This window comes from Pseudomonas sp. 13B_3.2_Bac1 (genome assembly GCF_025466205.1).
GTDB lineage: Bacteria > Pseudomonadota > Gammaproteobacteria > Pseudomonadales > Pseudomonadaceae > Aquipseudomonas > Aquipseudomonas fluorescens_H.
In genome coordinates, this window is sequence record NZ_JANLOG010000077.1 from 44,088 (window position 1) to 70,168 (window position 26,081).

General features: G+C 60.9%; 28 protein-coding genes. 13 read left to right on the forward strand and 15 right to left on the reverse strand.

Features of this window, described 5'->3' with window-relative positions:
- Nucleotides 1–10 precede the first annotated feature (10 nt).
- The 7 genes from flgK to NTD85_RS12610 form a co-directional block, all read right to left on the reverse strand.
- Entirely contained in the window at nt 11–2,056 is a 2,046-nt protein-coding gene (gene flgK / locus NTD85_RS12580; RefSeq protein WP_262142304.1) for a flagellar hook-associated protein FlgK, read from the reverse strand.
- Nucleotides 2,057–2,080: 24 nt separating this feature from the next.
- Complete coding sequence (gene flgJ, locus NTD85_RS12585) at nt 2,081–3,364, reverse strand: flagellar assembly peptidoglycan hydrolase FlgJ (protein ID WP_103483899.1); 1,284 nt, start codon at nt 3,362–3,364, stop codon at nt 2,081–2,083.
- Between the two features lie 11 nt (nt 3,365–3,375).
- Nucleotides 3,376–4,464, reverse strand: a complete 1,089-nt coding sequence (locus NTD85_RS12590; protein ID WP_080593281.1) for a flagellar basal body P-ring protein FlgI — start codon at nt 4,462–4,464, stop codon at nt 3,376–3,378.
- A gap of 27 nt (nt 4,465–4,491) precedes the next feature.
- The gene (gene flgH, locus NTD85_RS12595; protein ID WP_262142305.1) at nt 4,492–5,187 is read right to left on the reverse strand and encodes a flagellar basal body L-ring protein FlgH; all 696 of its coding nucleotides are present in this window, start codon (nt 5,185–5,187) and stop codon (nt 4,492–4,494) included.
- Between the two features lie 52 nt (nt 5,188–5,239).
- Entirely contained in the window at nt 5,240–6,025 is a 786-nt protein-coding gene (gene flgG, locus NTD85_RS12600) for a flagellar basal-body rod protein FlgG (RefSeq protein WP_003222804.1), read from the reverse strand.
- 45 nt (nt 6,026–6,070) lie between these two features.
- Nucleotides 6,071–6,811, reverse strand: a complete 741-nt coding sequence (locus NTD85_RS12605; RefSeq protein ID WP_007965507.1) for a flagellar basal body rod protein FlgF — start codon at nt 6,809–6,811, stop codon at nt 6,071–6,073.
- A gap of 374 nt (nt 6,812–7,185) precedes the next feature.
- Nucleotides 7,186–8,748 carry a sigma-54-dependent phenylalanine hydroxylase transcriptional regulator PhhR gene (locus tag NTD85_RS12610; RefSeq protein WP_027613959.1) on the reverse strand — a complete coding sequence of 521 codons (1,563 nt, stop codon included), beginning with the start codon at nt 8,746–8,748 and terminating at the stop codon, nt 7,186–7,188.
- A gap of 395 nt (nt 8,749–9,143) precedes the next feature.
- On the opposite strand from NTD85_RS12610, the gene phhA reads away from it, so the two are divergent.
- The 6 genes from phhA (at nt 9,144) to NTD85_RS12640 (ending at nt 13,544) form a co-directional block, all read left to right on the forward strand.
- Complete coding sequence (gene phhA / locus NTD85_RS12615; RefSeq protein WP_003222800.1) at nt 9,144–9,935, forward strand: phenylalanine 4-monooxygenase; 792 nt, start codon at nt 9,144–9,146, stop codon at nt 9,933–9,935.
- Nucleotides 9,936–10,053: 118 nt separating this feature from the next.
- Nucleotides 10,054–10,410: a 4a-hydroxytetrahydrobiopterin dehydratase gene (locus NTD85_RS12620; RefSeq protein ID WP_003222798.1), complete on the forward strand. Its 357-nt coding sequence runs from the start codon at nt 10,054–10,056 to the stop codon at nt 10,408–10,410.
- On the forward strand, nt 10,410–11,603 hold the full coding sequence (locus tag NTD85_RS12625; RefSeq protein WP_262142306.1) for an amino acid aminotransferase: 1,194 nt from the start codon (nt 10,410–10,412) through the stop codon (nt 11,601–11,603). Before NTD85_RS12620 ends, NTD85_RS12625 begins: the two co-directional genes overlap by 1 nt.
- A 253-nt stretch (nt 11,604–11,856) precedes the next feature.
- Nucleotides 11,857–11,988 carry a hypothetical protein gene (locus NTD85_RS12630; RefSeq protein ID WP_256214475.1) on the forward strand — a complete coding sequence of 44 codons (132 nt, stop codon included), beginning with the start codon at nt 11,857–11,859 and terminating at the stop codon, nt 11,986–11,988.
- A 69-nt stretch (nt 11,989–12,057) separates the two neighbouring features.
- Nucleotides 12,058–12,240 (forward strand): hypothetical protein, encoded by a 183-nt coding sequence (locus NTD85_RS12635; RefSeq protein ID WP_003222790.1) that lies wholly within the window; start codon nt 12,058–12,060, stop codon nt 12,238–12,240.
- Nucleotides 12,241–12,356: 116 nt separating this feature from the next.
- Nucleotides 12,357–13,544, forward strand: coding sequence for an MFS transporter (locus NTD85_RS12640; protein ID WP_226500462.1), 1,188 nt, complete (start codon nt 12,357–12,359; stop codon nt 13,542–13,544).
- Here the strand turns inward: NTD85_RS12640 and arfB are convergent.
- Together arfB and NTD85_RS12650 are read right to left on the reverse strand one after the other, a co-directional pair.
- Nucleotides 13,541–13,954, reverse strand: a complete 414-nt coding sequence (gene arfB, locus NTD85_RS12645; protein ID WP_262142307.1) for an alternative ribosome rescue aminoacyl-tRNA hydrolase ArfB — start codon at nt 13,952–13,954, stop codon at nt 13,541–13,543. The genes NTD85_RS12640 and arfB overlap by 4 nt on opposite strands.
- A gap of 222 nt (nt 13,955–14,176) precedes the next feature.
- Nucleotides 14,177–15,595: an amino acid permease gene (locus NTD85_RS12650; RefSeq protein ID WP_103522224.1), complete on the reverse strand. Its 1,419-nt coding sequence runs from the start codon at nt 15,593–15,595 to the stop codon at nt 14,177–14,179.
- Between the two features lie 893 nt (nt 15,596–16,488).
- On the opposite strand from NTD85_RS12650, the gene NTD85_RS12655 reads away from it, so the two are divergent.
- Both NTD85_RS12655 and NTD85_RS12660 read left to right on the forward strand, forming a co-directional pair.
- Nucleotides 16,489–16,626, forward strand: coding sequence for a hypothetical protein (locus tag NTD85_RS12655; RefSeq protein WP_003222780.1), 138 nt, complete (start codon nt 16,489–16,491; stop codon nt 16,624–16,626).
- Between the two features lie 70 nt (nt 16,627–16,696).
- Nucleotides 16,697–17,662, forward strand: coding sequence for a hypothetical protein (locus NTD85_RS12660; RefSeq protein WP_003222777.1), 966 nt, complete (start codon nt 16,697–16,699; stop codon nt 17,660–17,662).
- Nucleotides 17,663–17,859: 197 nt separating this feature from the next.
- Here NTD85_RS12660 and rluB read toward each other — a convergent pair whose 3' ends face one another.
- The 6 genes from rluB to NTD85_RS12690 form a co-directional block, all read right to left on the reverse strand.
- Nucleotides 17,860–19,080, reverse strand: coding sequence for a 23S rRNA pseudouridine(2605) synthase RluB (gene rluB / locus NTD85_RS12665; protein ID WP_095139335.1), 1,221 nt, complete (start codon nt 19,078–19,080; stop codon nt 17,860–17,862).
- A 142-nt stretch (nt 19,081–19,222) separates the two neighbouring features.
- Nucleotides 19,223–19,414 carry a DUF1289 domain-containing protein gene (locus NTD85_RS12670; RefSeq protein WP_003222773.1) on the reverse strand — a complete coding sequence of 64 codons (192 nt, stop codon included), beginning with the start codon at nt 19,412–19,414 and terminating at the stop codon, nt 19,223–19,225.
- Nucleotides 19,415–19,559: 145 nt separating this feature from the next.
- Entirely contained in the window at nt 19,560–20,531 is a 972-nt protein-coding gene (scpB, locus tag NTD85_RS12675) for an SMC-Scp complex subunit ScpB (RefSeq protein WP_262142308.1), read from the reverse strand.
- A gap of 11 nt (nt 20,532–20,542) precedes the next feature.
- On the reverse strand, nt 20,543–21,241 hold the full coding sequence (locus NTD85_RS12680) for a segregation and condensation protein A (RefSeq protein ID WP_177434745.1): 699 nt from the start codon (nt 21,239–21,241) through the stop codon (nt 20,543–20,545).
- Nucleotides 21,242–21,364: 123 nt separating this feature from the next.
- A complete protein-coding gene (locus tag NTD85_RS12685; RefSeq protein WP_007966016.1) occupies nt 21,365–21,994 on the reverse strand; it encodes an L-threonylcarbamoyladenylate synthase in 630 nt (209 codons plus the stop codon).
- 13 nt (nt 21,995–22,007) lie between these two features.
- Nucleotides 22,008–22,871, reverse strand: a complete 864-nt coding sequence (locus tag NTD85_RS12690) for a PHP domain-containing protein (protein WP_003222765.1) — start codon at nt 22,869–22,871, stop codon at nt 22,008–22,010.
- A gap of 87 nt (nt 22,872–22,958) precedes the next feature.
- On the opposite strand from NTD85_RS12690, the gene NTD85_RS12695 reads away from it, so the two are divergent.
- The 5 genes from NTD85_RS12695 (at nt 22,959) to NTD85_RS12715 (ending at nt 25,916) form a co-directional block, all read left to right on the forward strand.
- The gene (locus tag NTD85_RS12695) at nt 22,959–23,555 is read left to right on the forward strand and encodes a septation protein A (protein WP_262142309.1); all 597 of its coding nucleotides are present in this window, start codon (nt 22,959–22,961) and stop codon (nt 23,553–23,555) included.
- Between the two features lies 1 nt (nt 23,556).
- Nucleotides 23,557–23,856 carry a YciI family protein gene (locus tag NTD85_RS12700; protein WP_262142310.1) on the forward strand — a complete coding sequence of 100 codons (300 nt, stop codon included), beginning with the start codon at nt 23,557–23,559 and terminating at the stop codon, nt 23,854–23,856.
- A gap of 255 nt (nt 23,857–24,111) precedes the next feature.
- Nucleotides 24,112–24,522 (forward strand): hypothetical protein, encoded by a 411-nt coding sequence (locus NTD85_RS12705; RefSeq protein ID WP_003222759.1) that lies wholly within the window; start codon nt 24,112–24,114, stop codon nt 24,520–24,522.
- A 7-nt stretch (nt 24,523–24,529) separates the two neighbouring features.
- A complete protein-coding gene (locus NTD85_RS12710) occupies nt 24,530–25,207 on the forward strand; it encodes a response regulator transcription factor (protein ID WP_003222757.1) in 678 nt (225 codons plus the stop codon).
- 262 nt (nt 25,208–25,469) lie between these two features.
- Nucleotides 25,470–25,916, forward strand: coding sequence for an LTXXQ domain protein (locus NTD85_RS12715; protein WP_201138424.1), 447 nt, complete (start codon nt 25,470–25,472; stop codon nt 25,914–25,916).
- The last annotated feature ends 165 nt before the right edge of the window (nt 25,917–26,081 follow it).

A 26,081-nucleotide genomic window follows, 5' to 3' on the forward strand; every position in this document is an offset into this window, starting at 1 on the left:
TTACGACTCCTTAAAGGCTGTTGATCAACGTAGAGAATGTTTCCTGCGCCGCCTTGATGATCTGCGACGAGGCGGTGTAGTACTGCTGGTATTTGACCAGGTTGCCGGTTTCTTCATCCAGGTTGACCCCGGACAGCGAATCGCGTGCGCCCTGGGCCTGATCCAGAATCTGCGAAGTGGCCGTGGCGTCGGATTTGCCTTGCGCCGCTTTGGTACCGACGTTGGTCACCAGCTTGTTGTAGGCGTCGGTGAGGCTGATGCCCTTGCTCGCCGAACCGGTGTCGACGGTTTGCGTGGTTTGCAGAGCCACCAGCGCTTGCGCGTTGCGGTTGTCGGACGAGGCGGCACCGGTAAGGTTCATGGTGAAGGTTTCGCCGGACTTCGGCGTGCCACCGACCGTGGTCTGTACGGTGAAGGTTTTCTGCACGTTCGGCGTGACGGTGGTGTCCATCACCGGGTTGCCGCTGGCGTCGACGATGCCCACTTTCAGGTTGAGCGTGTTCGATTGGCCGGGAACGATGGTGCCAGTGCCGATGGTCGCGCCCTTGGCATCGACCAGGTTGTACGACTGGCTGCCGCCGCTCGCGTCACCGAACACCAGTTTGACCGGCGTCGAATTCTTCAGCGCCGCCTGCATGTCGGCCTGGGCAGTCGGGTTGTAGATATCAATCTTGTCGCTGAGCGTCGGCTGGGTGTAAGTGCCCAGGCCGTTGGCGCTGGCCGAGCCGGTCAATGGGCCGGCGGCGGCAATTTTCTTCGGATCGGTGAGCACCGTCTGGATGCTCGCCGCCGCGTTACGGGTCGGGGTGACCTTGAAGGTGTCACCGGCGCTCAGCGCACCGCCATTGAGCGACAGGCTGAAGCCGTCGATCACCGGAGGCGGGTTGGTGGTCGTGCTGAACGAACCGAGGTCGGTACCGTCGGAGCGCTTGACAGAGTAGTCGGTGGCGCTGGTGAAGGTGACCTGATAATCGCTGGTGGTCAGCTTGCCGGTGTCCTTGATGGTCACATCGAGGTTGCCCGAACCTGCGCTGTTGCCCGACTGCGCGATGCTGCGCTGACTGACCAGCGCGGCACTGTTGATGTTGTTGAACAGTGCTGCGCCGAAGTCACCGTTCTTGTCGATGCCCTGGGCTTGCTGGCTGTTGATCTGATCGGCGACGACCAGCGCTACACGCCCCAGCTCATTGAGCGAAGGGTCGAGGACGTCGCTGCGATAGGTCAGCAGGCCACCGATTTCGCCACCGGTCATCGCCGAAGTGACGTCAATGGTGCTCGAACCGCGGTCCATCTGGATCGCCATGCGCGACGGATCGTCTTTGCTTGGCACGGTGCTCAGGGTGTTGGTGGTGTTGCCGATCACCAGTGGCTGACCACTGCCGATGTACACGTCGAAGCTGGTACCGCGCTCGACGACCTGCGCACCGGTCAGCTCGGACAGCTGACGCACGGCTTCGTTACGGCTGTCGAGCAGATCGTTCGGGGCACCGCCACTGGTGGAAATCTCACCGATCTTCTGGTTCAGATTGGCAATCGAGGTCGCCAGTTTGTTCACTTGGGCCGTCATGTCGCCCAGGCTGCCGTTGATGCTGGTGTTCTGGTCGTTCAGCTGTTTGGCGATGGTGTTGAAGCGACTGGTCAGCGCCTGTGCGCCGGTCAGCACCGACTGACGGGAGGTGTCATCGGTCGCCGACGTTGCGACGCCCTGCATCGAGGTGAAGAACTTCTGCAACACGCCGGTCAGGCCGGTGTTGGTGTCGGACAACGTGGCGTCCAGGGGCGTGGCCTGGGCCAGGTACGACGCCGCTTCGCTGTTGAGCGAAGTCGCGGTGTGCAATTGCGATTCCAGGTAGGAGTTGTAGACCCGGCGCACGTCAGCCAGGGTTGTGCCCGTGCCGATGAAAACGGTGCCGTACTGCTGCGAGGCCTTGGTGCCCTGCACGGTTTGCTGGCGTGAATAACCGGCGGTGTCGACGTTGGCAATGTTGTTGCCTGTCGTAGCCAAAGAGGCCTGGCTCGACGCCAGACCCGACATCCCGATATTGAGCAAACTCATGGTTCAGACCTTATACCTTGTGCCTTAAAAAGGCTGGGTGGAAACGCCCGCCGCAGCGTAGTTTTCAAAACTGTTCATCTGCTTGGCTATCTGCGAAATCTTCGTCGCGTAGTTCGGGTCGGTCGCGTAACCGGCCTTTTGCAACTCGCGTACAAACTGTTCTGGGTTATCGGCCGACTTCACCACATCTTGATAGCGATTGTTGGTCTGCAGCAAAGTCACCAGATCGTGGAAACTGTCCTTGTACGAGGCATAGGAACGGAACTGCGCCGTCTCCTTGACCATCTGCCCGTTGCGGAACTCGCTGGTGATTGCCCGGGCCGAATCGCCGGTCCAGTTGCTGCTGGCCTTGATCCCGAACAGGTTGTGACTGCTGCTGCCATCCTGGGCGCGCATCACCGATTTGCCCCAACCGGTTTCCAGTGCGGCTTGCGCCACCAGATAGCGCGGATCGACACCGATACGTGCGGCGGCCTCTTTTGCCATCGGCAGCATGGTGTTGACGAATTCGTCGGCGGAGCTGAAGGCGCGCTTGGCCGGCGCCAGCGGAATCTGCGCCATTGCCCGACCGTAAATCTGCATCTGCCCGCCGGACGCCTTGGCGTCTTCGGCACGGCTCAGCCAGTCGCCGTTGTACAGCGGGCCGGCGCCGGTGGCGGCCGTGGTCGCGGTGCGTTGCGGCAACGCATTGGCGGCAGTCGGCGTAGCGGAAGGCACCAGACCGGCGAGCAAACGATCAGCCAGTTTCGGCGGCAGTGCCAGACGACGCTTGTTGATCATTTCCATGTCGTTGGCGTGCGCCAATTGAGTGTTCGGCGCATGCAACGAACGCGAGGCCCACAACGGGCGCTCGCCATTGAGCCGTGACAGCGGGCCGGTGCCGGTAGTGCCGGCAGCAATCGGCGTCTGCACCGCAGCGGCTTTCGCCGCTTCCTGCTTGGCAGCGGACGCGGCCGCAGCCTCACCCGGCGCCATTGGCTTGTTCTTCGACATCTGCTTCATCAGCACGTCGGCCAGACCGATACCACCGCCCTCACGGGACAGCGACACCGCCAGTTGCTGGTCGTACATTTCCTGATATTGCTTGGCCGCCGGGGTGTTCATCGGGTTGTCTTTACCCAATGCTTCGGTGGCCGAACGCATCGACTTGAGCATTTCGCCGAGGAACAGCGATTCGAATTCCTGCGCCACTTTGCGCATGTTCGCATCGCTGTTCTTGTCGCCGACCTTGAGCTGGTTCAGACGATTGAGGTCGGAGTACGAACCCGAATCGCCAGTGCCCGCCAGACTGCCTTTGCGCATATCCATGGTCGCCGTCCTCAGATCACGATCAGGTCGGCTTGCAACGCGCCGGCCTGCTTCAGTGCTTCAAGGATTGCCATCAGGTCACCCGGTGCCGCGCCAACCTGGTTTACCGCACGCACGATTTCGTCGAGGGTGGTACCCGGGCCGAATTTGAACATCGGTTTGGCTTCTTGCTGGGCGTTGACCCGCGAGCGCGGCACAACGGCCGTCTGCCCATTGGACAACGGGCCCGGCTGGCTGACGATCGGGTCTTCGGTGATGGTCACGGTCAGGCTGCCGTGGGTCACGGCGGCCGGCGAGACTTTCACGTTCTGGCCGATGACGATGGTGCCGGTACGCGAGTTGATGATGACTTTCGCCACCGCCTGACCCGGGTCGACTTCGAGGTTTTCGAGGATCGACAAGTAGTCGACGCGCTGGCTCGGATCCAGCGGCGCGGTCACACGGATCGAGCCGCCGTCGATGGCTTGCGCCACGCCAGGGCCGAGCATGTCGTTGATCTTGTCGACGATGCGCTTGGCGGTGGTGAAGTCGGAACGGTTGAGGTTCAGCGTCAGGCTGTTGCCCTGGTTGAACCCGCTCGGCACCGAACGCTCCACCGACGCACCGCCCGGGATGCGACCGGCCGACGGAACGTTGACGGTGATCTTCGAACCGTCGCGACCTTCGGCATCGAAACCGCCGACCACCAGGTTGCCCTGAGCGATGGCGTAGACGTTGCCGTCGATCCCCTTGAGCGGGGTCAGCAACAGGGTGCCGCCGCGCAGGCTCTTGGAGTTACCGATGGAAGACACGGTGATGTCGACCTGCTGCCCCGGTTTGGCGAACGCCGGCAGATCGGCACTCACCGACACCGCCGCGACGTTTTTCAACTGCACGTTGCCCGATCCCGGCGGCACCTTGATGCCGAACTGCGAGAGCATGTTGTTGAAGGTCTGCAGGGTGAACGGGGTTTGCGTCGTCTGGTCGCCGGTGCCGTTAAGCCCGACCACCAGGCCGTAACCGATCAACTGGTTGGAGCGCACGCCGGAAATGCTGGCGATATCTTTCAGCCGCTCGGCGTGGGCACCAAAGGCTGCGGACATCAATGCCGCAGCCAGCATCAGGTGTTTGAATTTCAAAGTCGCCACCTAGAAAGGGAACAGCGGGCTGAGGAAGAAACGGTCGAACCAGCCTGGCTGACTCGCATCGGCAAACGAACCGGTGCCCGAGTAGGTGATGCGCGCATCGGCGACACGGGTCGACGACACGGTGTTGTCGGTGGCGATGTCATCGGCACGCACCAGACCGGCGATCCGCACCAGCTCGTCGCCGGTGTTGAGGGTCATCCACTTCTCGCCGCGCACGGCGATGATGCCGTTGGGCAGCACGTCGGCCACGGTCACGGTGATCGAACCGGTCAGGGTGTTGCCCTGCGCCGCCTTGCTGTCACCCTTGGTTGCACGGTCGCCGCTGTAGCCGACGTCCAGACTCAGGTCATTGCCACCCAACGGGTTGTTGGTGGTGCCACTGCCGCCGAACAGCGAAGTCAGACCGATGCCGGTCTTGCTGTTCTTGGCCACTTGGGAGTTGGCGCTTTTGCTGGCCTGGGTCTTCTCGTTCAGGGTGATGGTGATGATGTCACCGACCCGGAACGCCTTGCGGTCGCTGTACAGGTTCTGCTCGAAGCCGGCCTGATAGATCGAGCCGTTGTTGGCTGCAGCCGGCAACGGCGTACGCGGCAATACCGGGGCGTAGTAAGGGTCATTGGGCTTTGGCGGCGGAGCGACGCAGCCCGCGAGCGAGACGACCCCACCCAATGCCAGAACAGATACGAAGCGTTTCATGACCCTTACCTCACGGTGTTGCAGGCGGCCTCATGGCCGCCTCATAGACTGATTACAGATTCTGCGTTACGAACGAGAGCATCTGGTCGGCGGTGGAGATCACCTTGGAGTTCATCTCGTAGGCGCGCTGAGTGGTGATCATGTTGACCATCTCTTCAACGGTGCTGACGTTGGAACCTTCCAGGGTGTTCTGCAGCGTGGTACCGAAACCGTTCAGGCCCGGGGTGCCGATTTGCGGCGCGCCGGAAGCAGCGGTTTCGAGGAACAGGTTGTTGCCCACTGCTTGCAGACCGGCCGGGTTGATGAAGTCGGCGGTTTGCAGGTTGCCGATCACCTGAGCAGCCGGGTTGCCTGGCACTGTGATCGACACGGTGCCGTCGGTGCCGACGGTGAAGCTCTGCGCGTTGTTCGGGATGACGATGGCCGGCTCCAGGGCGAAACCGCTGGCGTTGACGATCTGGCCATTGGAGTCGAGGTGGAAAGTACCGTCACGGGTGTAGGACGTGGTGCCGTCCGGCTGCAGGATCTGGAAGAAACCGCGACCGTCGATGGCCATGTCCAGCGGCTGCTCGGTGGTTTGCAGGCTGCCGGCGGTGAAGTTTTTCTGCGTGCCGACGATGCGCACACCAGTACCCAGTTGCAGACCCGACGGCAGTTCGCTGTCCTGGGTCGACTGGGCGCCTGGCTGACGCTTGATCTGATACAGCAGGTCCTGGAATTCGGCACGGTCACGTTTGAAACCCGTGGTCGAGACGTTCGCCAGGTTGTTGGAAATGGTGGTCAGGTTGGTGTCCTGGGCGGACAGACCGGTTTTGGCAACCCATAGAGCCGGAAGCATTCGATTCTCCTCGTGCGCCTGTTTTACGGCGCGACGTTCTGATAATTAGCTGATCTGCAAGACCCGAGCCATGGCCTGGTCGTCGTCTTTGGCGGTGTTCATCATCTTGACGTGCAACTCGAACTGCTTGGCCAGGGCCAGCACCGAGGTCATTTCTTCCACGGCGTTGACGTTGCTCGATTCGAGGAAACCCGACACCAGTTTGACGTTGGCATCGGCCGGCGCAGGCTGGCCGTCCTTGGTGTAGATCGAACCGTCGAGGCCCTTGTTGAGGTTCTTGATGTCCGGGTTGACCAGTTTGATCCGGTCGACTTCCGCCATGACGCGCGGGCCTTCGCCCATCGCACGAATACTGATGGTGCCGTCTTCACCGACTTCGACCTGCTGCTCCGGCGGCACGGCGATCGGCCCGCCGTTGCCCAATACCGGCATGCCGTTGCCGGCGCGCAATACGCCGAGGGCGTCGATGTTCAGGCTGCCGGTGCGCACGTAGCTTTCGCCGCCGTTGGGGTTCTGCACGGCAATAAAGCCGTTGCCGGTCACGGCCACGTCGAGGTCACGCCCGGTCTGCACCAGCGAACCGGCGGTGAAATCAGTGGCAGGCCGCTCGCTCATGGCAAACGCACGCGCCGGAAAGCTGTCACCGAACACCGGCATCGAACGCGCCTGCTCCAGGTCGCGCTGAAAACCATTGGTGGAGATGTTCGCCAGGTTGTTGGCATGCGCCTTTTGCGCCAGTGCGTTCTGACTGGCGCCGGTCATTGCCACATAAAGGTACTTGTCCACACTCTTTCCTCTGCATGCCGGACGTTTGCCGCCCACCGCTGTACTGCTGAGCCATAAGCAATTTGCAGACCAACTTTTTTCTGGCGGCTTGCGGCCCGGTAAACAAAGGACTTGAGGGGGTTTGCGGGGAAATTGGAAATGTATCGAAGTCGAAAAACCGGCGGTGTTATGCCGCTAGGCGGCAATCCCGTTTTTTGCAGATGGAAAAAGAACCTGTGGTGAGGGGATTTATCCCCGATGGGCTGCGCAGCAGCCCCAAAACCATCCAATGCGATGGATCAGGTGGATCGCGTTCATCGGTATCGGGGCGGCTTCGCCACCCATCGGGGATAAATCCCCTCACCACAAAAGCTCTTCTCACCACAGTGTTGCTGTCAACTCTCGGGGTCTTTACCGACTTCGTACTCACGCAGCTTGTTGGCAATGGTCGTATGCGAAACCCCCAGCCGCTTGCCCAGTTGCCGACTGCTCGGGTGTTCGGAATACAGGCGCTCGAGCACCGCTTTCTCGAAGCGTCCGACGATCTCGTCCAGCCCACCCTCCAGCGAGAAATCGCCAAGCGGCTGACGCACGCCGTAATCCGGCAGGCGAATGTGTTCGACCTTGACCGTGCCGCCCTCGCACAGCGAAACCGCCTGAAACAGCACGTTTTCCAGTTGCCGCACGTTGCCCGGCCAGTGGTAATGACTGAGCCGATCCATCGCCGCCGGCGCCAGTTTCGGCAGCGAACAGCCGATCTGCCGACTGGCCTGATCGAGGAAATGCTCGACCAACGGGGTCAGACCGTCGAGGCATTCGCGCAGTGGCGGGATGTGCAGCGAAAGCACGTTCAAGCGGTGATACAGATCCTGACGAAACTCGCCGCGCGCGCACAATTCGGACAGGTCGACCTGGGTCGCGCAGATCACTCGCACGTCCAGATACACCTCTTCATCACTGCCGACCCGGCGGAAGCAGCCGTCCTGCAGAAAGCGCAGCAGCTTCACCTGCAAGCGCGGGCTCATTTCCCCGACGCCATCGAGGAACAGCGTACCGCCCGCCGTCAGCTCCAACAGGCCGAGCTTGCCTTCGGCGCGCGCACCTTCGAACGCGCCGGGGCCATAGCCGAACAGCTCGGTCTCGGCCATCGACTCCGGCAGCCCGGCGCAATTGAGCGCCATCAGCGGCGACTGCCCGCGCGGGCTGGCGAGGTGACAGGCGCGGGCCAGCAACTCTTTACCGGTGCCGGTTTCGCCTTCTATCAATAGTGGCGCATCCAGCGGCGCCATGCGCCGGGCTTCACGCACGACAGCGGCCATCACTTTCGAGCTCTGGAAGATACTGTCGAAGCCGCGCAGTTCCTGTTTACGCACGTTATAGATGCGCTCACCAACGCGGTCGGCGCGGTGCAAGGTCAGCACCGCACCGGCCATGGCTTCACTGTCGTCATGCTCCGATTGCAGCGGCGCGATGTCGGCGAGAAAGATGTCGCCCTTGACCTTGACGCGCATGCCGTTGATTCGCGACTTGTTGGCGCGCACCAGTTCCGGCAAATCGAAATCCTCGGCATAGCGCGACAGCGGAATCCCCGGCACCTCGTCCACCCGCACCCCGAGCAACTGCGCCGCCGCGCGGTTGGCGGCGACGATCGAGCCGCCCATGTCGATCGATAGCACCGGGAATTCCAGCGCGCCGAGCAACGCGTTCAACTCCATGTGCCGACGCTCGCTGGGCATCAGCCCGACGCGCTTGACCCCAAACACCCCGGCAATCGCCTCGAACTTCGGCCGCAGCGCCTGGAACTGGATGTTGATCAGGTTCGGACAATGCAGATAGATCGCGTTCCCATGCTCGCCGCCGACCTCGCCGCGTGCAACGTTGATCCCGTACTCCACCAGCAGGTTGAGGATGTCGCGCAGGATGCCGATGCGGTTTTGGCAGTGGACTTTGATACGCATAAAAAGAGGCCCGACAAGGATGAGGGGTTGAACACAATCCCTGTGGGAGCGGGCTTGCTCGCGAAGGCGGGGCGTCAGTCGCCATTCATTCAGCTGACACACCGCTTTCGCGAGCAAGCCCGCTCCCACAAGAGATTTGCGCTGCGGTTTGGCCTGACTTTTCTGTCGAGGCGCGCAGATAGTTGTCAAGATTATGTGACAGCCACAGCCCTTTTCAAACCTGCAAATCACCGCAAATGCGAGATACCCGCCGAAGCGTAACGATTCTTTTACGAAATACGGCGAATTTTCCTACACAGAGACCGCTCAACCTGCTGCATCCAACCCCGCACTCGGGTAATCCTGAGCCCGTCGCTGGACATAACAAGAACGAATTCCCCTAGCAGGAGAGCAGTATGAAGCAGACGCAGTACGTGGCCCGCGAGCCCGATGCGCAAGGTTTTATCGACTACCCCGCCGAAGAACACGCGGTGTGGAACACGCTGATCACTCGCCAGCTGAAAGTGATCGAGGGTCGGGCGTGCCAGGAGTACCTGGACGGTATCGAAAAACTCGGTCTGCCCCACGACCGCATTCCGCAGCTGGGCGAAATCAACAAGGTACTCGGTGAAACCACCGGTTGGCAGGTTGCCCGCGTCCCGGCACTGATCCCCTTTCAGACGTTCTTCGAATTGCTCGCCAGCAAACAGTTTCCGGTGGCCACGTTCATTCGTACCCGCGAAGAACTGGACTACCTGCAAGAGCCGGACATTTTTCACGAGATTTTCGGTCACTGTCCGCTGCTGACCAACCCCTGGTTCGCCGAATTCACCCACACCTACGGCAAGCTCGGCCTGCAGGCCACCAAAGAAGAGCGCGTGTATCTGGCGCGTCTGTATTGGATGACCATCGAGTTCGGCCTGGTCGATACCCCGCAAGGCAAACGCATCTACGGTGGCGGGATCCTGTCCTCGCCAAAAGAAACCGTTTACTCGCTGTCGGACGAACCCGAGCATCAGGCCTTCGATCCGCTGGAAGCGATGCGCACGCCGTATCGCATCGACATCCTGCAGCCGCTGTACTTTGTCTTGCCGAACCTCAAGCGCCTGTTCGACGTCGCCCATGAAGACATCATGGCCATGGTCAAGCAAGGCATGCAGCTGGGGTTGCACGCTCCGAAGTTTCCGCCAAAACCGAAAGCCGCGTGATCCGCGTCTTTTGCTGACAATTGCGTCTGTCAGTCGCCGCCACTTTGGTTTAGCGTGACGGCATTGACGGGCCGATAGCTTCTATAAAAAAAACACACTCGATTTCAGGAATCACACCATGTCCACTTTGAACCAAGCCCACTGCGAAGCGTGCCGTGCCGATGCGCCACAAGTCAGCGACGAAGAACTGCCGATCCTGATCAAGCAGATCCCGGACTGGAACATCGAAGTTCGCGACAGCATCATGCAGCTGGAGAAGGTCTTCCTGTTCAAGAACTTCAAGCATGCGCTGGCGTTCACCAACGCCGTCGGCGAGATCTCCGAGGCCGAAGGTCACCACCCGGGTCTGCTGACCGAGTGGGGCAAAGTCACCGTGACCTGGTGGAGCCACTCGATCAAGGGGCTGCACCGCAACGACTTCATCATGGCCGCGCGCACTGACGAAGTGGCCAAGACCGCAGAAGGACGCAAGTAATGCACTTTGACGCCATCGGCCGGGTACCCGGCGACCCGATCCTCGGTTTGATGGAGGCCTATGCGCAGGACACTAACCCGCGCAAATTTGACCTGGGCGTTGGCGTCTACAAGGATGCCCAAGGCCTGACGCCGATCCCTGAGGCAGTGAAAATCGCCGAAGCGCGGCTGGTCGAAAGCCAGGACACCAAGACCTACATCGGTGGTCACGGCAACCCGCTGTTCGGCAAAGTCATCAATGAGCTGGTGCTCGGCGCCGACTCGAAGCTGATCGCCGAACAGCGCGCCGGCGCCACCCAGACCCCGGGCGGCACCGGCGCGCTGCGTCTGGCGGCCGACTTCATCGCCCAGTGCCTGCCGGGCAAGGGCGTGTGGCTGAGCAACCCGACCTGGCCGATCCACGAAACGATCTTCGCGGCGGCCGGGGTCAAGGTCAGTCACTACCCGTACGTGGGCAGCGACAACCGCCTCGACGTCGATGCGATGCTCGCCGTGCTCAACGAAGTGCCGTACGGCGACGTGGTGCTGCTGCATGCGTGCTGCCACAACCCGACCGGTTTCGACCTGAATCATGACGACTGGCAGCGCGTGCTCGACGTGGTGCGCCGCCGTGACCTGCTGCCGCTGATCGACTTTGCCTACCAGGGCTTTGGCGATGGTCTTGAGCAGGACGCGTGGTCGACCCGGCTGTTCGCCGCCGAGGTTCCCGAGCTGCTGATCACCAGTTCCTGCTCGAAGAACTTCGGCCTGTACCGCGACCGCACTGGTGCATTGATTGTCTGTGCAAAAACCGCCGACAAGCTGATCGACATCCGCAGCCAACTGGCCAATATCGCCCGCAACCTGTGGTCGACCCCACCGGATCACGGTGCGGCAGTGGTCGCGACCATCCTCGCCGACCCGGAGCTGAAAAGCCGCTGGGCCGATGAAGTGGAAGCCATGCGCTTGCGCATCGCTCAGTTGCGCAGCGGTCTGGTCGAAGCACTGGAACCGCACGGCCTGCGAGAGCGCTTTGCGCACATTGGCGTCCAGCGCGGAATGTTCTCCTACACCGGCCTGTCACCGGAGCAGGTCAAACAACTGCGTGAGCATCACAGCGTGTACATGGTCAGCTCGGGCCGGGCCAACGTCGCCGGGATCGATGCGACCCGCCTCGCATTGCTGGCACAAGCCATCGCTGACGTCAGCAAGTAGATCCAGCTACACAAACCCCTGTGGGAGCGAGCTTGCTCGCGAATACGGAGTGTCATTCGACAGATATGTTGACTGATACACCGATTTCGCGAGCAAGCTCGCTCCCACAGTTGTTTTTGCGCGCCCTGCGGCCATCTGTCGCATTATTTTCAATTAAAAGTCTGATTGTCATTTTTCCTGCTGTATCCTGCGCAGGCTTTCAAGAAGCGCGGATCTACCAGATCTATCAACAGACTTAGCGAGGAGCGCAACCATGCACGAGATTCCTAATCTCCCCTTCCCAAGCCTGCACGTACCTGAGCAGACGACCACGCAACAAGCCGGCGCCCAACAGCCCGAGCCGAAAGAAGCCGTTGAGAGCCGCCAGGCCGACAGCGAAGAGTAAAACCCGCCGTACAGACCGTGTGGAAAGCGCTAAGATGCGCTTTCCACACTGCCTGAAACCGAGCCCGCCATGACCGACGAATTCTCTGAAAGCCAAGCTGCCGTCCTGATCGGCGCCACCGAGAAAATGATCGAGATCTGGAACCGTCTCTCCCCGGAAAAACAGGCCGCCCTGCTCGCCCGTTTCGGCAGCGAAGAAAACGCCCTCGCTGCACTGGTCACTACACAACTGGTCGCCCCGGCCAAACCCTGAAGCCACCCTCCCGGCAAATAGTTTTACTTTTCCCCGCCCCTGACTCGTTCGCGCCGGTATCATAAGCAGCCTATCTAATCCTGCTTTGCCGTGGATCGTTACTCATGTCGTCCTCTATGTCAGAACCCCAGCGTCCCCTGGCGGTCACGCTGCAAGTCGTTTCCATCGTCCTCTTCACCTTCATCGGCTACCTGAACATCGGCATTCCGCTCGCGGTGTTGCCGGGCTATGTCCACAGCGACCTGGGCTTCGGCGCGGTGATCGCGGGGCTGGTGATCAGCGTGCAATACCTCGCCACCCTGCTCAGCCGTCCATACGCCGGCAAGATCATCGACAACCAGGGCAGCAAACGTGCGGTGATGTATGGCCTCGCCGGTTGCGGCTTGAGTGGGGTGTTCATGCTGATTTCGGCGTGGACACCCAACCTGCCGATGCTCAGTCTGATCAGCCTGTTGATCGGCCGACTGGTGTTGGGCAGCGCGGAAAGTCTGGTCGGCTCCGGTTCGATCGGCTGGGGCATCGGCCGCGTCGGTGCGGCGAACACCGCCAAAGTGATCTCGTGGAATGGCATCGCCAGTTACGGCGCGCTGGCGGTGGGTGCGCCGTTCGGCGTGTGGCTGGTCGGCCAGTTGGGGCTGTGGAGCATGGGCGTCAGCATCATCCTGCTGGCGGCACTGGGCCTGCTGTTGGCGTGGCCGAAAACCGCTGCGCCGATTGTCGCCGGTGAGCGTCTGCCGTTCATGCATGTGCTGGGTCGCGTGTTCCCGCACGGCTGCGGTCTGGCGCTGGGCTCGATCGGGTTCGGCACCATCGCCACCTTCATCACCCTGTATTACGCCACCCGGCACTGGGACAACGCGGTGTTGTGCCTGAGCCTGTTCGGCGCCAGCTTCATCGGTGCGCGACTGCTGTTCGGCAACCTGATCAACCGCCTCGGCGGCTTTCGCGTGGCGATTGCCTGCCTGTCGGTGGAAACCCTCGGCCTGTTGCTGCTGTGGCTGGCACCGGATGCACATTGGGCGCTGGCCGGGGCGGCGTTGAGCGGCTTCGGTTTCTCACTGGTGTTCCCGGCGCTGGGCGTGGAAGCGGTGAATCTGGTGCCAGCCTCCAGCCGTGGTGCGGCGGTCGGCGCCTATTCGCTGTTTATCGACTTGTCACTGGGGATCACTGGGCCACTGGCCGGCGCGATAGCCGCGGGCTTCGGTTTTGCTTCGATCTTTCTGTTTGCCGCCATTGCCTCGCTGAGCGGTCTGGCACTGAGCGTGTACCTGTACAAGCACACCGCGAAGTACCGCGAAGACTAGAAATCCACCTTGCCACGCCCGGCCTTGATGCTGCCACGCTTGGTCTTGGATTCGAGCCGGCGCTTCTTCGAGCCAAGGGTCGGCTTGGTCGGGCGGCGCTTCTTTTCGACCTTGGTGGCGCTGAGGATCAGCTCGGTCAGACGCTCCAGCGCATCGGCACGGTTGGCTTCCTGCGTGCGGTATTGCTGAGCCTTGATGATCAGCACGCCATCACTGGTGATGCGACTGTCACGCAGCGCCAGCATCCGCTCCTTGTAGAACTCGGGCAAGGACGAGGCCGGAATGTCGAAACGCAGGTGCACGGCACTGGAGACCTTGTTGACGTTCTGCCCACCGGCGCCTTGCGCGCGGATGGCCGTCAGTTCGATCTCGGCATCCGGCAGATGCACGTTGTTGGAAATCACCAGCATGGAAAAGCGTCCGTAATCAGAGGGTGCAGGATACCGCGAAACTGTCCGAACCTCCGATCCCCCTGTAGGAATGAGCCTGCTCGCGATAGCGGTAAGTCAGATAAATATTCGTCGACTGATACACCGCTATCGCGAGCAGGCTCACTCCTACAAGGGATTGTGTAAACCGCAGAAACGACAAACCCGGCACACAGGCCGGGTTTGTCGTTTTTGCGTCAGCGCTTACTTCGAAGCGCTGGCCGCGTGCAGCGCCTGCTGCGCACCGCGCTTGTTCTTGATCACGTAGCAGACCCACATGAACACGACCCATACCGGAATCGCGTACACCGAGATCTGGATGCCCGGGATCAGCAGCATCACGCCAAGGATAAACACCACAAACGCCAGGCAAACGTAGTTGCCGTACGGGTACCACAGCGCCTTGAACAGTGGCGTCTGCTGCGTCTTGTTCATGTGCTGGCGGAACTTGAAGTGCGAGAAACTGATCATCGCCCAGTTGATCACCAGGGTTGCCACCACCAGCGACATCAGCAGTTCCAGCGCCTGTTGCGGGATCAGGTAGTTGAGCAGCACCGCCACCAGAGTGACCGCAGCCGAAGCCAGGATCGAACGCACCGGCACGCCGCGCTTGTCGATCTTCGCCAGACCTTTCGGCGCATCGCCCTGCTCGGCCATGCCCAGCAGCATGCGGCTGTTGCAGTAGGTGCCGCTGTTGTACACCGACAGTGCCGCGGTCAAAACCACAAAGTTGAGGATGTGCGCGGCGGTGTTGCTGCCGAGCATCGAGAACACCTGCACGAACGGGCTGCCGCTGTAGGAGTCGCCAGACGCATTGAGGGTCGCCAGCAGGCTGTCCCATGGAGTCAGCGACAGCAGGATCACCAGTGCACCGATGTAGAAAATCAGGATGCGGTAGATCACCTGATTGATCGCTTTCGGGATCACGGTTTTCGGCTTGTCCGCTTCAGCGGCGGTGAAACCGAGCATTTCCAGACCGCCGAAGGAGAACATGATGATCGCCATCGCCATCACCAGACCGCTGACGCCGTTGGGGAAGAACCCGCCGTGCGACCACAGGTTGCTGACCGAGGCCTGCGGGCCGCCATGGCCACTGACCAGCAGGTAGCTGCCCAGCGCGATCATGCCGACGATCGCCACGACCTTGATGATCGCGAACCAGAATTCGGCTTCACCGAAGACCTTGACGTTGGCCAGGTTGATCGCATTGATCAGCACGAAGAATGCAGCGGCGGTGACCCAGGTCGGGATGTCCGGCGCCCAGTAGTGGATGTACTTGCCGACCGCCGTCAGCTCCGACATGCCCACCAGAATGTACAGAATCCAGCAGTTCCAGCCCGACAGGAAACCGGCGAAGCCGCCCCAGTACTTGTGCGCAAAATGACTGAAGGAACCGGCCACCGGCTCTTCGACGATCATTTCGCCGAGCTGGCGCATGATCATGAAGGCGATGAAGCCGCAGATGGCGTAGCCGAGGATCATCGACGGGCCGGCGGATTTCAGGACCCCGGCCGAGCCGAGGAACAATCCGGTACCGATCGCGCCACCGAGGGCGATCAGTTGAATGTGGCGATTTTTCAGGCCGCGTTTCAGCTCGCCTGATTGCGAGGGTTGTCCACTCATGAAAAAGGTCTCACGCAAGGTTTGATGATGTTCAGTAGACGTTGCTGCAAGGTTGCGATTTCAGGCAGCCCCGATCAAACCCCAGCGCAGGCACCAGGAGTTCAGCTTATTTACAACGGTCATGCGTCACCTGTTTGTTTTTATCTGTGACGAAATCGAACCCGACACGCTTGTGGCGCGGCGGAGTGAACAAGGCGGATGGCCTTGAGGTTTGCGCGATTACGCAGAGGGTCACAGTTAAAACGCGGCGCATTGTACACCGCTAACCCCCTGCTGCCAGACCCCGCTGGATCAGCGTGGCGCTTGCCGGGATTGCGTGGGTCCGCCTCGAGACACTCGGGCGGCTGCAAAAATTGAGTCAGGCCTTTGCAGGCCATCGACGGGGACGAGCGAAAAACCGCCCCACGGAGAGAAGTGAAGATCAATCACGGCGTTCATTGCGCCTCCTTCTTGTTATGCACCTGCACGACAGGCATGAGGCGCATCTCACCCTGCAAACGATGCTGAAACAAGCGCGCCAGAGCCTTGCGTGATGCCTTTGTGGCCGGGCTTCGGCAGGTTTTCCTTACAGCGTCGGCAAGGGGGTAAATCCACTGGGCTTTACCGGAGTTTTCGTAAACTTTTCTTTACGATGCGTAACGCAGATTTTCCATTTCGGAAAATTCTGTAGGACGTCTGCAAATTGACGGTAGCAAGCTTGCTAATGAAAGTTGCCGCTTAGTTTTTTGTTTTCAAATAAGAAAACCGTCGTTTAAAAACAGAATAAAAAGTTTATTTAAATTTTAAATAAATAATTTTTTGCATTACAAAACACCCTGAACTAGGTTCTTCACGTCTTGCCGGCCAACTCGACCGGCCAGTCACAACCGTGAAAGTCATCTAGGAGATCGACCATGCAAGCACTGGAAAAAGACTTGGATACCGAACTGCAACTGGACGAATGGTTTGAAGCACCGACCCATGAGGCGGCCGTGGAAATGATGCAAGCCGACGCGGTGGTTCCGTTCGGCACGGCGATGTGGCCTCTGTAAGACATCCCGGGCAGGCACGATCCGGCCGGTCGTGCCTGCCGCTTTTTTCACGGTCAGTCAGGGAGGACTCATGGATAAGCCCCGCGCGATCTCGCATTTCCTTTACTACCTCGAACATCACCCTGCCCTTGCCGGTCTCGACTCGGCGAAGGTATTGCTCGGCCACACCGCCGATTACGAAGCCCTGACCGGCGCCATCGCCGAACAGGCCGGCGACCACCCGAAATTCAACTTCAGCGCGCGCCGCCTGGATCTGGAATCCACCGCCACGCTGACTGCAGCTATCGCCGACAGCGATCTGTACATTTTCTTCTACGACTCTTCCACCCTGCCCAACCCGCGCCCCGACGGCCCGGAGTTCGTGCGCGCCCTGCAAGGCGTGATGGCGGAAAACTGGAAGAAGTCGCTGCTGTTCAAGGATTACGGCGACTATTTCTACGACACCTTCAGCGTCACCCCGCAGCGCATCGCGGGGCTCAACAGCCACTTGATCCAGCGCATGTCCCAGGCCACCACGCTGAGCTTCACCGATGAGCATGGCTCGCGGTTCGAAACGCCGCTGAGCAGCATCAAGAAGTGGACCGACATCAACGGCGTCGGCAACTTCGACCTGGCCCCCGGCGAAATCGCCACCCACAGCGAAGCCATCAATGGTCATGTGAAATTCAAGGGCACGTTCCTCAGCACCATCCCGTTTGCGCGCAAGTACGGCGTGCTGGAGTCGCCGCTGGAACTGTGGATCGAGAACTCGACCATCAGCCGCATCGCCACCGATGTGCCGGGGTTGGAACACGACTTCAACAAGTACCTGGATGCCAATCCGTCAAATCGGCGCATCGAGGAGTTGGGCATCGGTACCAACGAAGGGGTGAAAGACCTGTATGCGCGCAATGCCGGTTTCGAGGAACGCCATTGCGGCCTGCACCTGGGCCTCGGCGGTGGGGCCAAGGGCAGTCATCACCTGGACCTGATCTTCTCGGGCGGGGTGTTGGCGCTGGATGACAAGCCGGTGTTTGACGGACGGTTTGTGTTCTAGCCTGATTTTTCTCTATTGAGCCACTGGCCTCTTCGCGAGCAAGCCCGCTCCCACAATAGGATTTGTGTACGACGCAGATCCACTGTGGGAGCGGGCTTGCCCGCGAAGAGGCCCGCTCAGACGCTACATAACTTCCGCCAGACGAAAAAAAACGCCAACCCTGCGGTTGGCGTTTTTCATTCAGGCGCTAAAGCCGATCACTCCGGCTTCTTGCGACCGAAACCCGGACGCTGACCGGAACCGGCCGGAGCACCGCGACGCTTGCCCGACGGCTTGTCGCCGTCGACCAGCTTGATGCCCGGACGCTTCGGCGCAGGCTTGGCCGGACGCTTGTTGGTGGTGTCGGCAGGACGATCCGCCACTGGCGTACCACGGCCGGCCGGCGCACGACCTTCGCCACGTTCGGTCCGACCGTTAGCCGGACGCGGTGCGCGCTCGCCATCACGGGCCACTGGCTTGCGCCCCGGACGCTCGCCTTCGATCTGCGGCTCACGGCTCGGACGCGGACCGGTCGGCGCGCCAGCGGCTGGACGCAGGGTACGCACGCGCTCGGTCTTGGCCATCGGCCGCGACGATTTACGCTGCATCCGCTCCAGCTTGTCCTTGCTCTTGGCGTTGAGTTGCGGCATCGCCACCGGTGTCAGGCCGACTTCAGCGCTGAGCACGTCGACTTCGTACTGACTCATTTCGCGCCAGCGGCCCATCGGCAGGTCAGAGTTGAGGAACACCGGACCGAAACGCACGCGCTTCAGACGGCTGACCACCAGGCCCTGGGATTCCCACAGACGACGAACCTCACGGTTACGGCCTTCCATCACCACGCAGTGATACCAGTGGTTGAAGCCTTCGCCGCCCGGTGCCTGTTGAATATCGGTGAAACGCGCCGGACCGTCTTCCAGCACCACGCCCGCCTTCAGGCGCTCGATCATTTCGTCGTCGACTTCACCGCGTACGCGCACGGCGTATTCACGGTCCATCTCGTAGGACGGGTGCATCAGACGGTTGGCCAGCTCACCATCGGTGGTGAACATCAGCAGACCGGTGGTGTTGATGTCGAGACGACCGATGTTGATCCAGCGGCCTTCTTTCGGACGCGGCAGCTTGTCGAACACGGTCGGACGGCCTTCCGGGTCGTCACGGGTGCAGATCTCGCCATCGGGCTTGTTGTACATGATCACGCGGCGGACCGACTCGGCAGCCTCTTCGCGCTTGATCACCTTGCCATCGATGGTGATGGCGTCATGCATGTCGACGCGCAGGCCGAGGGTGGCGTCTTTGCCATTGACCTTGATCCGGCCCTGGCTGATCCAGGCTTCGACGTCACGGCGCGAGCCGACGCCGATACGGGCGAGGACTTTCTGCAGTTTTTCGCCTGCTGGGCCGATTTCCTGGTCGTCTTGCTGATTGATGTCACTCATCTGGGCACCTCCCGGTGTGGTCTGTTCAGGCGGCGCCTGAAGCATTGAAATCTGGTTTTCGGGCGAAGGGATCGCCGAAGGGTCGCGAATCATACGCGGATGTGCGCCATCGCGCATCAGAGACTAGCTGATGGTTTGCTACTTATTTCTTTTTCCGCCGACCGGCGCCACCGAGTTTGATCAGGCGCAGCGCGGCTTCGGCCAGCACCGTGCGTTTGTCGTCCTTGTCGAGTTTCTTCCAGGCACGGATTTCGCGCTTGCTGCGGCCACAGCCGAGGCAGATGTCGTCGGTGAATTTGCAGAGGCTGATGCAGGGGTCTTTTGTCGAACTCATCGAATACTCCAGAACGACACTTGACCCTGTGGGAGCGGGCTTGCTCGCGAATGCAGTGTGTCAGGCAATACATGAATGTCTGACACACCGCATTCGCGAGCAAGCCCGCTCCCACAGGGGTTGACCAGTGATCCTGAAAACCGGGTCAGTCCTCGAACTCGCGGCGTTCGGCTTCGATGGCTTCCGCCAGCGCGCGGGCCTCGGCTTCTTCTTCGCTCAGTTCAGGCTCTGGCGCCGGTTGTTCGAGGGCGGCGACGGCGGCCAGGAGCTTTTCCCGGGCTTCGGCAACGCCAAGAATGTCCTCTTCCGGTTCGGCTTCAGGCTCGGTCTCAAGTTCAACTTCAATCGCCGGCTCGGCGGTCTCGGTTTCAGGCTCAGGCGGCTGCGCTTCGCCATCAGCGGCATCCCGCAACAGATCGTCGAAATCGGTTTTGATTCCCTCCTCCATGCTGTCCAGTTCCAGCAACAGCGAGTGGAAACTGGTTTCTTCCTTCGGCTCTTCCGGCTCGGCGCTGGCATCGGCCAGTTCCTGCAGGCTCTGCGGCACTGGTGCATCGTCGAATTCGAGCACCGGATCGGTGTCCATCTCGCGCAGTTCGGCGAGCGGCGGCAGGTCTTCGAGGTTTTTCAGGTTGAAGTGATCGAGAAACGCCTTGGTGGTGGCGAACATCGCCGGTTTGCCCGGCACGTCGCGGTACCCGACGATGCGGATCCACTCGCGCTCGATCAGCGTCTTGACGATGTTGCTGTTGACCGCCACGCCCCGCACGTCTTCGATCTCGCCCCGGGTGATCGGCTGGCGATAGGCGATCAGCGCCATGGTTTCCAGCAGCGCACGGGAATAGCGCTGCGGGCGCTCTTCCCACAGACGGCCGACCCACGGTGAAAACTTCTCGCGGATCTGCAAGCGGTAGCCGGAGGCGACTTCCTTGAGCTCGAACGCGCGGCCCTCGCAGGACTTGGCCAGCAGGCTCAGGGCTTTCTTGAAGACCGGCGGTTCAGGGCGCTCGCCTTCTTCGAACAGTTCGAAAAGGCGTTCAAGCGATTGCGGCTTTCCCGAGGCCAACAGAAAGGCTTCAAGCAGGGGCGCCAGCTCGCGGGGTTCAGTCAGGTTCATGTTTCGACTCGTTATTCGGCTCGGGCTCGCACGTGGATCGCGGCGAACGGCTCATTCTGCACCAGCTCGACCAAGGATTCCTTGACCAGTTCAAGGATCGCCATAAAGGTCACCACCACACCGAGGCGACCTTCCTCGGCAGTGAACAGTTCGACGAACGGCACAAAACCACCGCCCTTGAGCCGTTCCAGCACATCGCTCATGCGCTCGCGGGTCGACAGCGCCTCGCGGCTGACCTGATGGCTCTCGAACATGTCGCCCCGGCGCAGCACCTCGGCCATGGACATCAAAATCTCTTGCAGCGCGACATCCGGCAACAGCTTGCGCGCCCGGGCTTCCGGGGCGTCGAGCTTGGGCACCACCACGTCGCGACCGACCCGGCTCAGGCCGTCGATACCTTCGGCGGCAGCCTTGAAGCGCTCGTATTCCTGCAAGCGCCGGATCAGCTCGGCGCGCGGGTCGTCCTCTTCTTCTTCGACGGTTTCGGCGCGCGGCAGGAGCATCCGCGACTTGATCTCGGCCAGCATCGCGGCCATTACCAGGTATTCGGCGGCCAGTTCCAGGCGCACCGACTGCATCAGCTCGACATAACCCATGTACTGGCGGGTGATTTCCGCCACCGGAATGTCGAGGATGTTGATGTTCTGTTTGCGGATCAGGTACAGCAGCAGGTCGAGCGGGCCTTCGAAGGCTTCGAGAAAGACTTCCAGCGCATCCGGCGGGATGTACAAGTCCAGCGGCATTTCCATGACCGCTTGGCCATAGACCATGGCAAACGGCAGTTCCTGCTGGGCGCCGGCCTGGGGATCGATAACGGTTTCCACTGCGGACATTCAGGCCTCGACCATGAACGGCGCGGGGTCGCCGCAACCGACGCGGATCACTTCCGGGTCGTCGCCGGTCAGGTCAATCACGGTGGACGCCTTGATCCCGCCGAAACCGCCGTCGATGATCAGGTCGACCTGATGTTCAAGCAATTGGCGCATTTCGTACGGATCGCTCAGCGGGTCTTCATCGCCGGGCATGATCAGGGTCACGCTCATCAGCGGCTCGCCGAGTTCGGCCAGCAACGCCAGGGCAATCGGATGGCTCGGCACCCGCAGGCCGATGGTGCGTTTTTTCGGGTGCAGCAGCAGCCTTGGCACTTCGCGGGTGGCGTTGAGAATAAAGGTGTAAGGCCCCGGCAGATGCGCCTTGAGAATGCGGAAAGTGCCGGTGTCGATCTTGGCGTAGTTACCCAGTTGCGACAGGTCGCTACAGATCAGCGCGAAGTTGTGCTTCTCGTCGAGCTGACGCAGACGTCGCACACGCTCGATGGCCGTCTTGTCGCCGATCTGGCAACCGATGGCGTAGGAAGAGTCCGTGGGATAAATCACCACCCCGCCCTTGCGGATGATCTCGACCGCCTGTTTGATCAGGCGCGCTTGCGGGTTTTCCGGATGGATCTGGAAAAATTGACTCACATTCTCTACCTGTTCAGACGGCGGCAATATCTGTGTCATGTTTGAACCGACACCACAGGGGTGGAAGGTCCTCGGGAACCGGCCGGTACTGGCCAATCTCGGACCAGCCTCCAGGGCCATGGAAATCACTGCCGGCGCTGACCAGCAGACCGAACTCGCGGGCAAGGATTGCCAGGCTGCCGACCTGTTCCGCGGGCTGATGGCCATTGACCACTTCGATTGCATGCCCGCCCGCTTGAATATAGTCGGCAATCAGCTTTCGGCGCTTGCTGCGGGTGAAATCGTAGTGCCACGGATGCGCCAGACTGACCCACGCTCCGGCGGCGCGCAGGGTGCCGACGGTGTCTTCCAAGGTCGGCCAGTGTTGTTTGACGTCACCCAGCTTGCCGGCGCCGAGCCATTTGCGGAATGCTTCGGCACGATCCTTTACAAAACCTTCACGCACCATCCAGTCAGCGAAATGCGGGCGGGCTGGCGCATTGCCGCTGTCGCCCAGTTCCTGCTGAATCTGCCGGGCGCCTTCGAGGGCACCGGGCATACCTTTGAGGCCAAGCTTGCGGCTTATCTCTTCCGACCGCAGCCAGCGGCCATCGTGCAATCGGGCGATGGCCTCGACCAGTGGCGCGGCGTTGACGTCGAAACCGTAGCCCAGCACATGGATGGTCGCGCCGCCCCACGTACAGGACAGTTCGACGCCATTGACCAGTTGCATGCCCAGTTCTTCGGCGGCGCTGCGCGCTTCGGCGAGGCCTTCGAGGGTGTCGTGATCGGTCAACGCCAGGACTCGCACGCCGTTTTCGAACGCACGCGCAACCAGAACCGCAGGCGCCAGGGCGCCATCGGAGGCCGTGCTGTGGCAGTGCAAATCAACATTCACGGGGAGTTGTAACCTCAAATCAGCTGGCGCTATCGCGCGCCCATATGTTTGTTATTATGCCGCCACATCCAGCTTCTGGCTCTCACTGTGAAACAATTCATCGATTTCATCCCGCTTCTGCTGTTTTTCATCGTTTACAAACTTGATCCGCGGATCGTCGACGTTGCCGGCCATGAAGTGACTGTAGGCGGTATTTACAGCGCCACCGCGATGCTGATCATCAGCTCCCTGGTGGTCTACGGCGCGCTTTTCATCAAACAGCGCAAGCTGGAAAAGAGCCAGTGGCTGACCCTGATCGCCTGTCTGGTTTTCGGCAGTCTGACTCTGGCCTTCCACAGCGAGACCTTCCTCAAATGGAAGGCTCCGGTGGTCAACTGGCTGTTCGCCCTGGCCTTCATCGGCAGCCACTTCATCGGTGACCGCCTGCTGATCAAACGCATCATGGGCCACGCGCTGACCCTGCCGGATCCGGTCTGGACCCGTCTGAACATCGCCTGGATCGCTTTCTTCCTGTTCTGCGGGGCTGCCAACCTGTTCGTGGCATTCACCTTCCAGAGCATCTGGGTCGACTTCAAGGTGTTCGGCAGCCTGGGCATGACCTTGCTATTCCTGGTCGGTCAGGGCATCTACCTGTCCCGCCACCTGCACGACGCCGATACCACAACGCCAAAAACCGAGGACTGACATGCTCTACGCAATCATTGCCACCGACGTCGCCAACTCGCTCGAAGCGCGCCTCGCCGCACGCCCGGCCCACCTCGAACGCCTGCAAGTGCTCAAGGGCGAAGGCCGCATCCTGCTGGCCGGCCCGCACCCGGCAGTCGACAGCAATGATCCGGGCGCTGCGGGTTTCACCGGCAGCCTGATCGTCGCCGAGTTCGACTCCCTGAGCGCCGCTCAAGCCTGGGCCGACGCCGACCCGTACATCGCCGCCGGTGTGTACGCCAATGTGATCGTCAAACCGTTCAAGCAAGTCCTCCCGTAAAAAGAGGCAACCCTGTGGCGAGGGAGCTTGCTCCCGCTGGGGTGCGAAGCGGCCCCGCTCTTTAGCTCAAAAGCATGGGACTGCTACGCAGTCCAGCGGGAGCAAGCTCCCTCGCCACAGGGCCAATATGCCCCCTTCACCATCGACATTGCCTCTGGCACTGAACCTTCTCGGTTCTCCCCGCTCTCAATCGCTCATTATTCTCGTTTGCCTGCCGACAACCTGCCCAATATCCATTTGCAAGCAGGAATCGCGATGCGCAAGGGTCCGTTGTGTCTGATGTGGGTCACGTTGTCGATCATGGCGCCCGCCCATGGTGAGGAAACCACTGAAAGCGGCAATTCCACGCCGCTGTCATTGAGTGCCGGCAGCCAGATCACCGAGTTGCAGCAGCGCCTCAAGGCCAGTGAGCAGCAGCGAGAAGAACTGAACAAACAACTGCAAAATGCCGACAACGCACGCGAAAGCGCTCAGCTTGCCCGGTTGCGCCAGGAGAATCAGCGCCTGAAGCTGCAACTCAAGGAAGCCCAGGCCAGTCCGTTGCCGCGTCTGTTGACCGAACAGCAGCAATGGTTCGTCACAGGCGCCGGGGTAGCGCTATTGGCGCTGCTGTGCGGTATCTTTGCCAGTGGAGCAAGCCGAAAACGTCGGCAATGGCTAAATTGAGTGAGTCATGAGCGAGCTGTTACTGATTGATGATGACCAGGAGTTGTGCGAACTCCTGAGTAGCTGGCTGAGCCAGGAAGGCTTCCAGGTGCGTGCCTGCCACGACGGCCAGAGTGCGCGCAAGGCGCTGGCCGAGATGGCGCCCGCAGCCGTGGTACTGGACGTGATGCTGCCCGACGGCAGCGGCCTGGAGTTGCTCAAGCAACTGCGCAGCGAACACGCCGATCTGCCGGTGCTGATGCTTTCGGCCCGGGGCGAACCGCTGGATCGCATTCTCGGTCTGGAGTTGGGCGCCGATGATTATCTGGCCAAACCCTGCGATCCGCGCGAGCTCACCGCGCGCCTGCGCGCCGTGCTACGCCGCAGTCACCCGGCCGCCGTGTCGACCCAACTCGAGCTTGGCGACCTGAGCTTCAGCCCGGTGCGCGGCGTGGTCAGCATCGACGAGAAAGAACTGACCCTCACCGTTTCCGAAAGCCGCTTGCTCGAAGCCCTGCTCAAGCAGCCCGGCGAGCCACTGGACAAGCAGGAACTGGCGCAACTGGCCTTGGGCCGCAAGCTGACCCTGTACGACCGTAGCCTCGACATGCACGTCAGCAACCTGCGCAAGAAGATCGGCCCGCACCCCGACGGCCGCCCACGCATCGTCGCCCTGCGCAGCCGCGGCTACTACTACAGCCTTTAAACCGTTTGCTGCTCTGTGGCGAGGGAGCTTGCTCCCGCTGGACTGCGCAGCAGTCCCTTGCTTTTGAGTTGAAAAGCGAGGGCCGCTTCGCTGCCCAGCGGGAGCAAGCTCCCTCGCCACAGGCGGATTGCCAGTGATATTTGTCAGGTCAGGACCGAAGCGTCTTTACCCAAGCTTTACCCAGCGCTGACCGCCGCTGACCTTGATCTCCGTAATCTGTACTCATCCGGAACGTACCGGGAACGAGACAAGGAGATACACCATGCGCAAGACTCTTATCGCTCTGATGTTCGCTGCCGCTCTGCCAACCGTCGCCATGGCTGTGCCACAGGATGGCGGCCCGATGGGTGGCCCGATGGACGGACGCCACGGCGGTCAGATGCACGGCATGCACGGCAAAGGCCCGTACAGCCAACTCGACCTGTCCCGCGAACAGCGCGAACAGATCCGCAAGATCATGGGCGAGCAGATGCACGAGCGTCGCCAGGTCGTCGAGAAGTACCTGGAAAAACTCTCCCCGGCCGATCAGAAAGCCATGAAGGACGAGATGGCGGCCAACCACAAGAAAGCCGAAGCTGACGTACGCAACCTGCTGAAACCGGATCAACAGAAGAAATTCGACGAGATCCAGAAGAAACAGGCTGAGCGCCGCGCCGAATGGGCCGAGTTCAAAGCGTGGAAAGCGCAACAGCCGCAAAAGGCGCAATAATGCGATAACCCGGACCCGACGGCTAACCGCCGTCGGGTCTGTTGCCACTCAATCCAAATGTGGGAGCGGGCTTGCTCGCGAATGCGGTGTATCAGACAAGGCAATGTTGACTGACACACCGCATTCGCGAGCAAGCCCGCTCCCACATTGTTGAGTTTTTTGTTT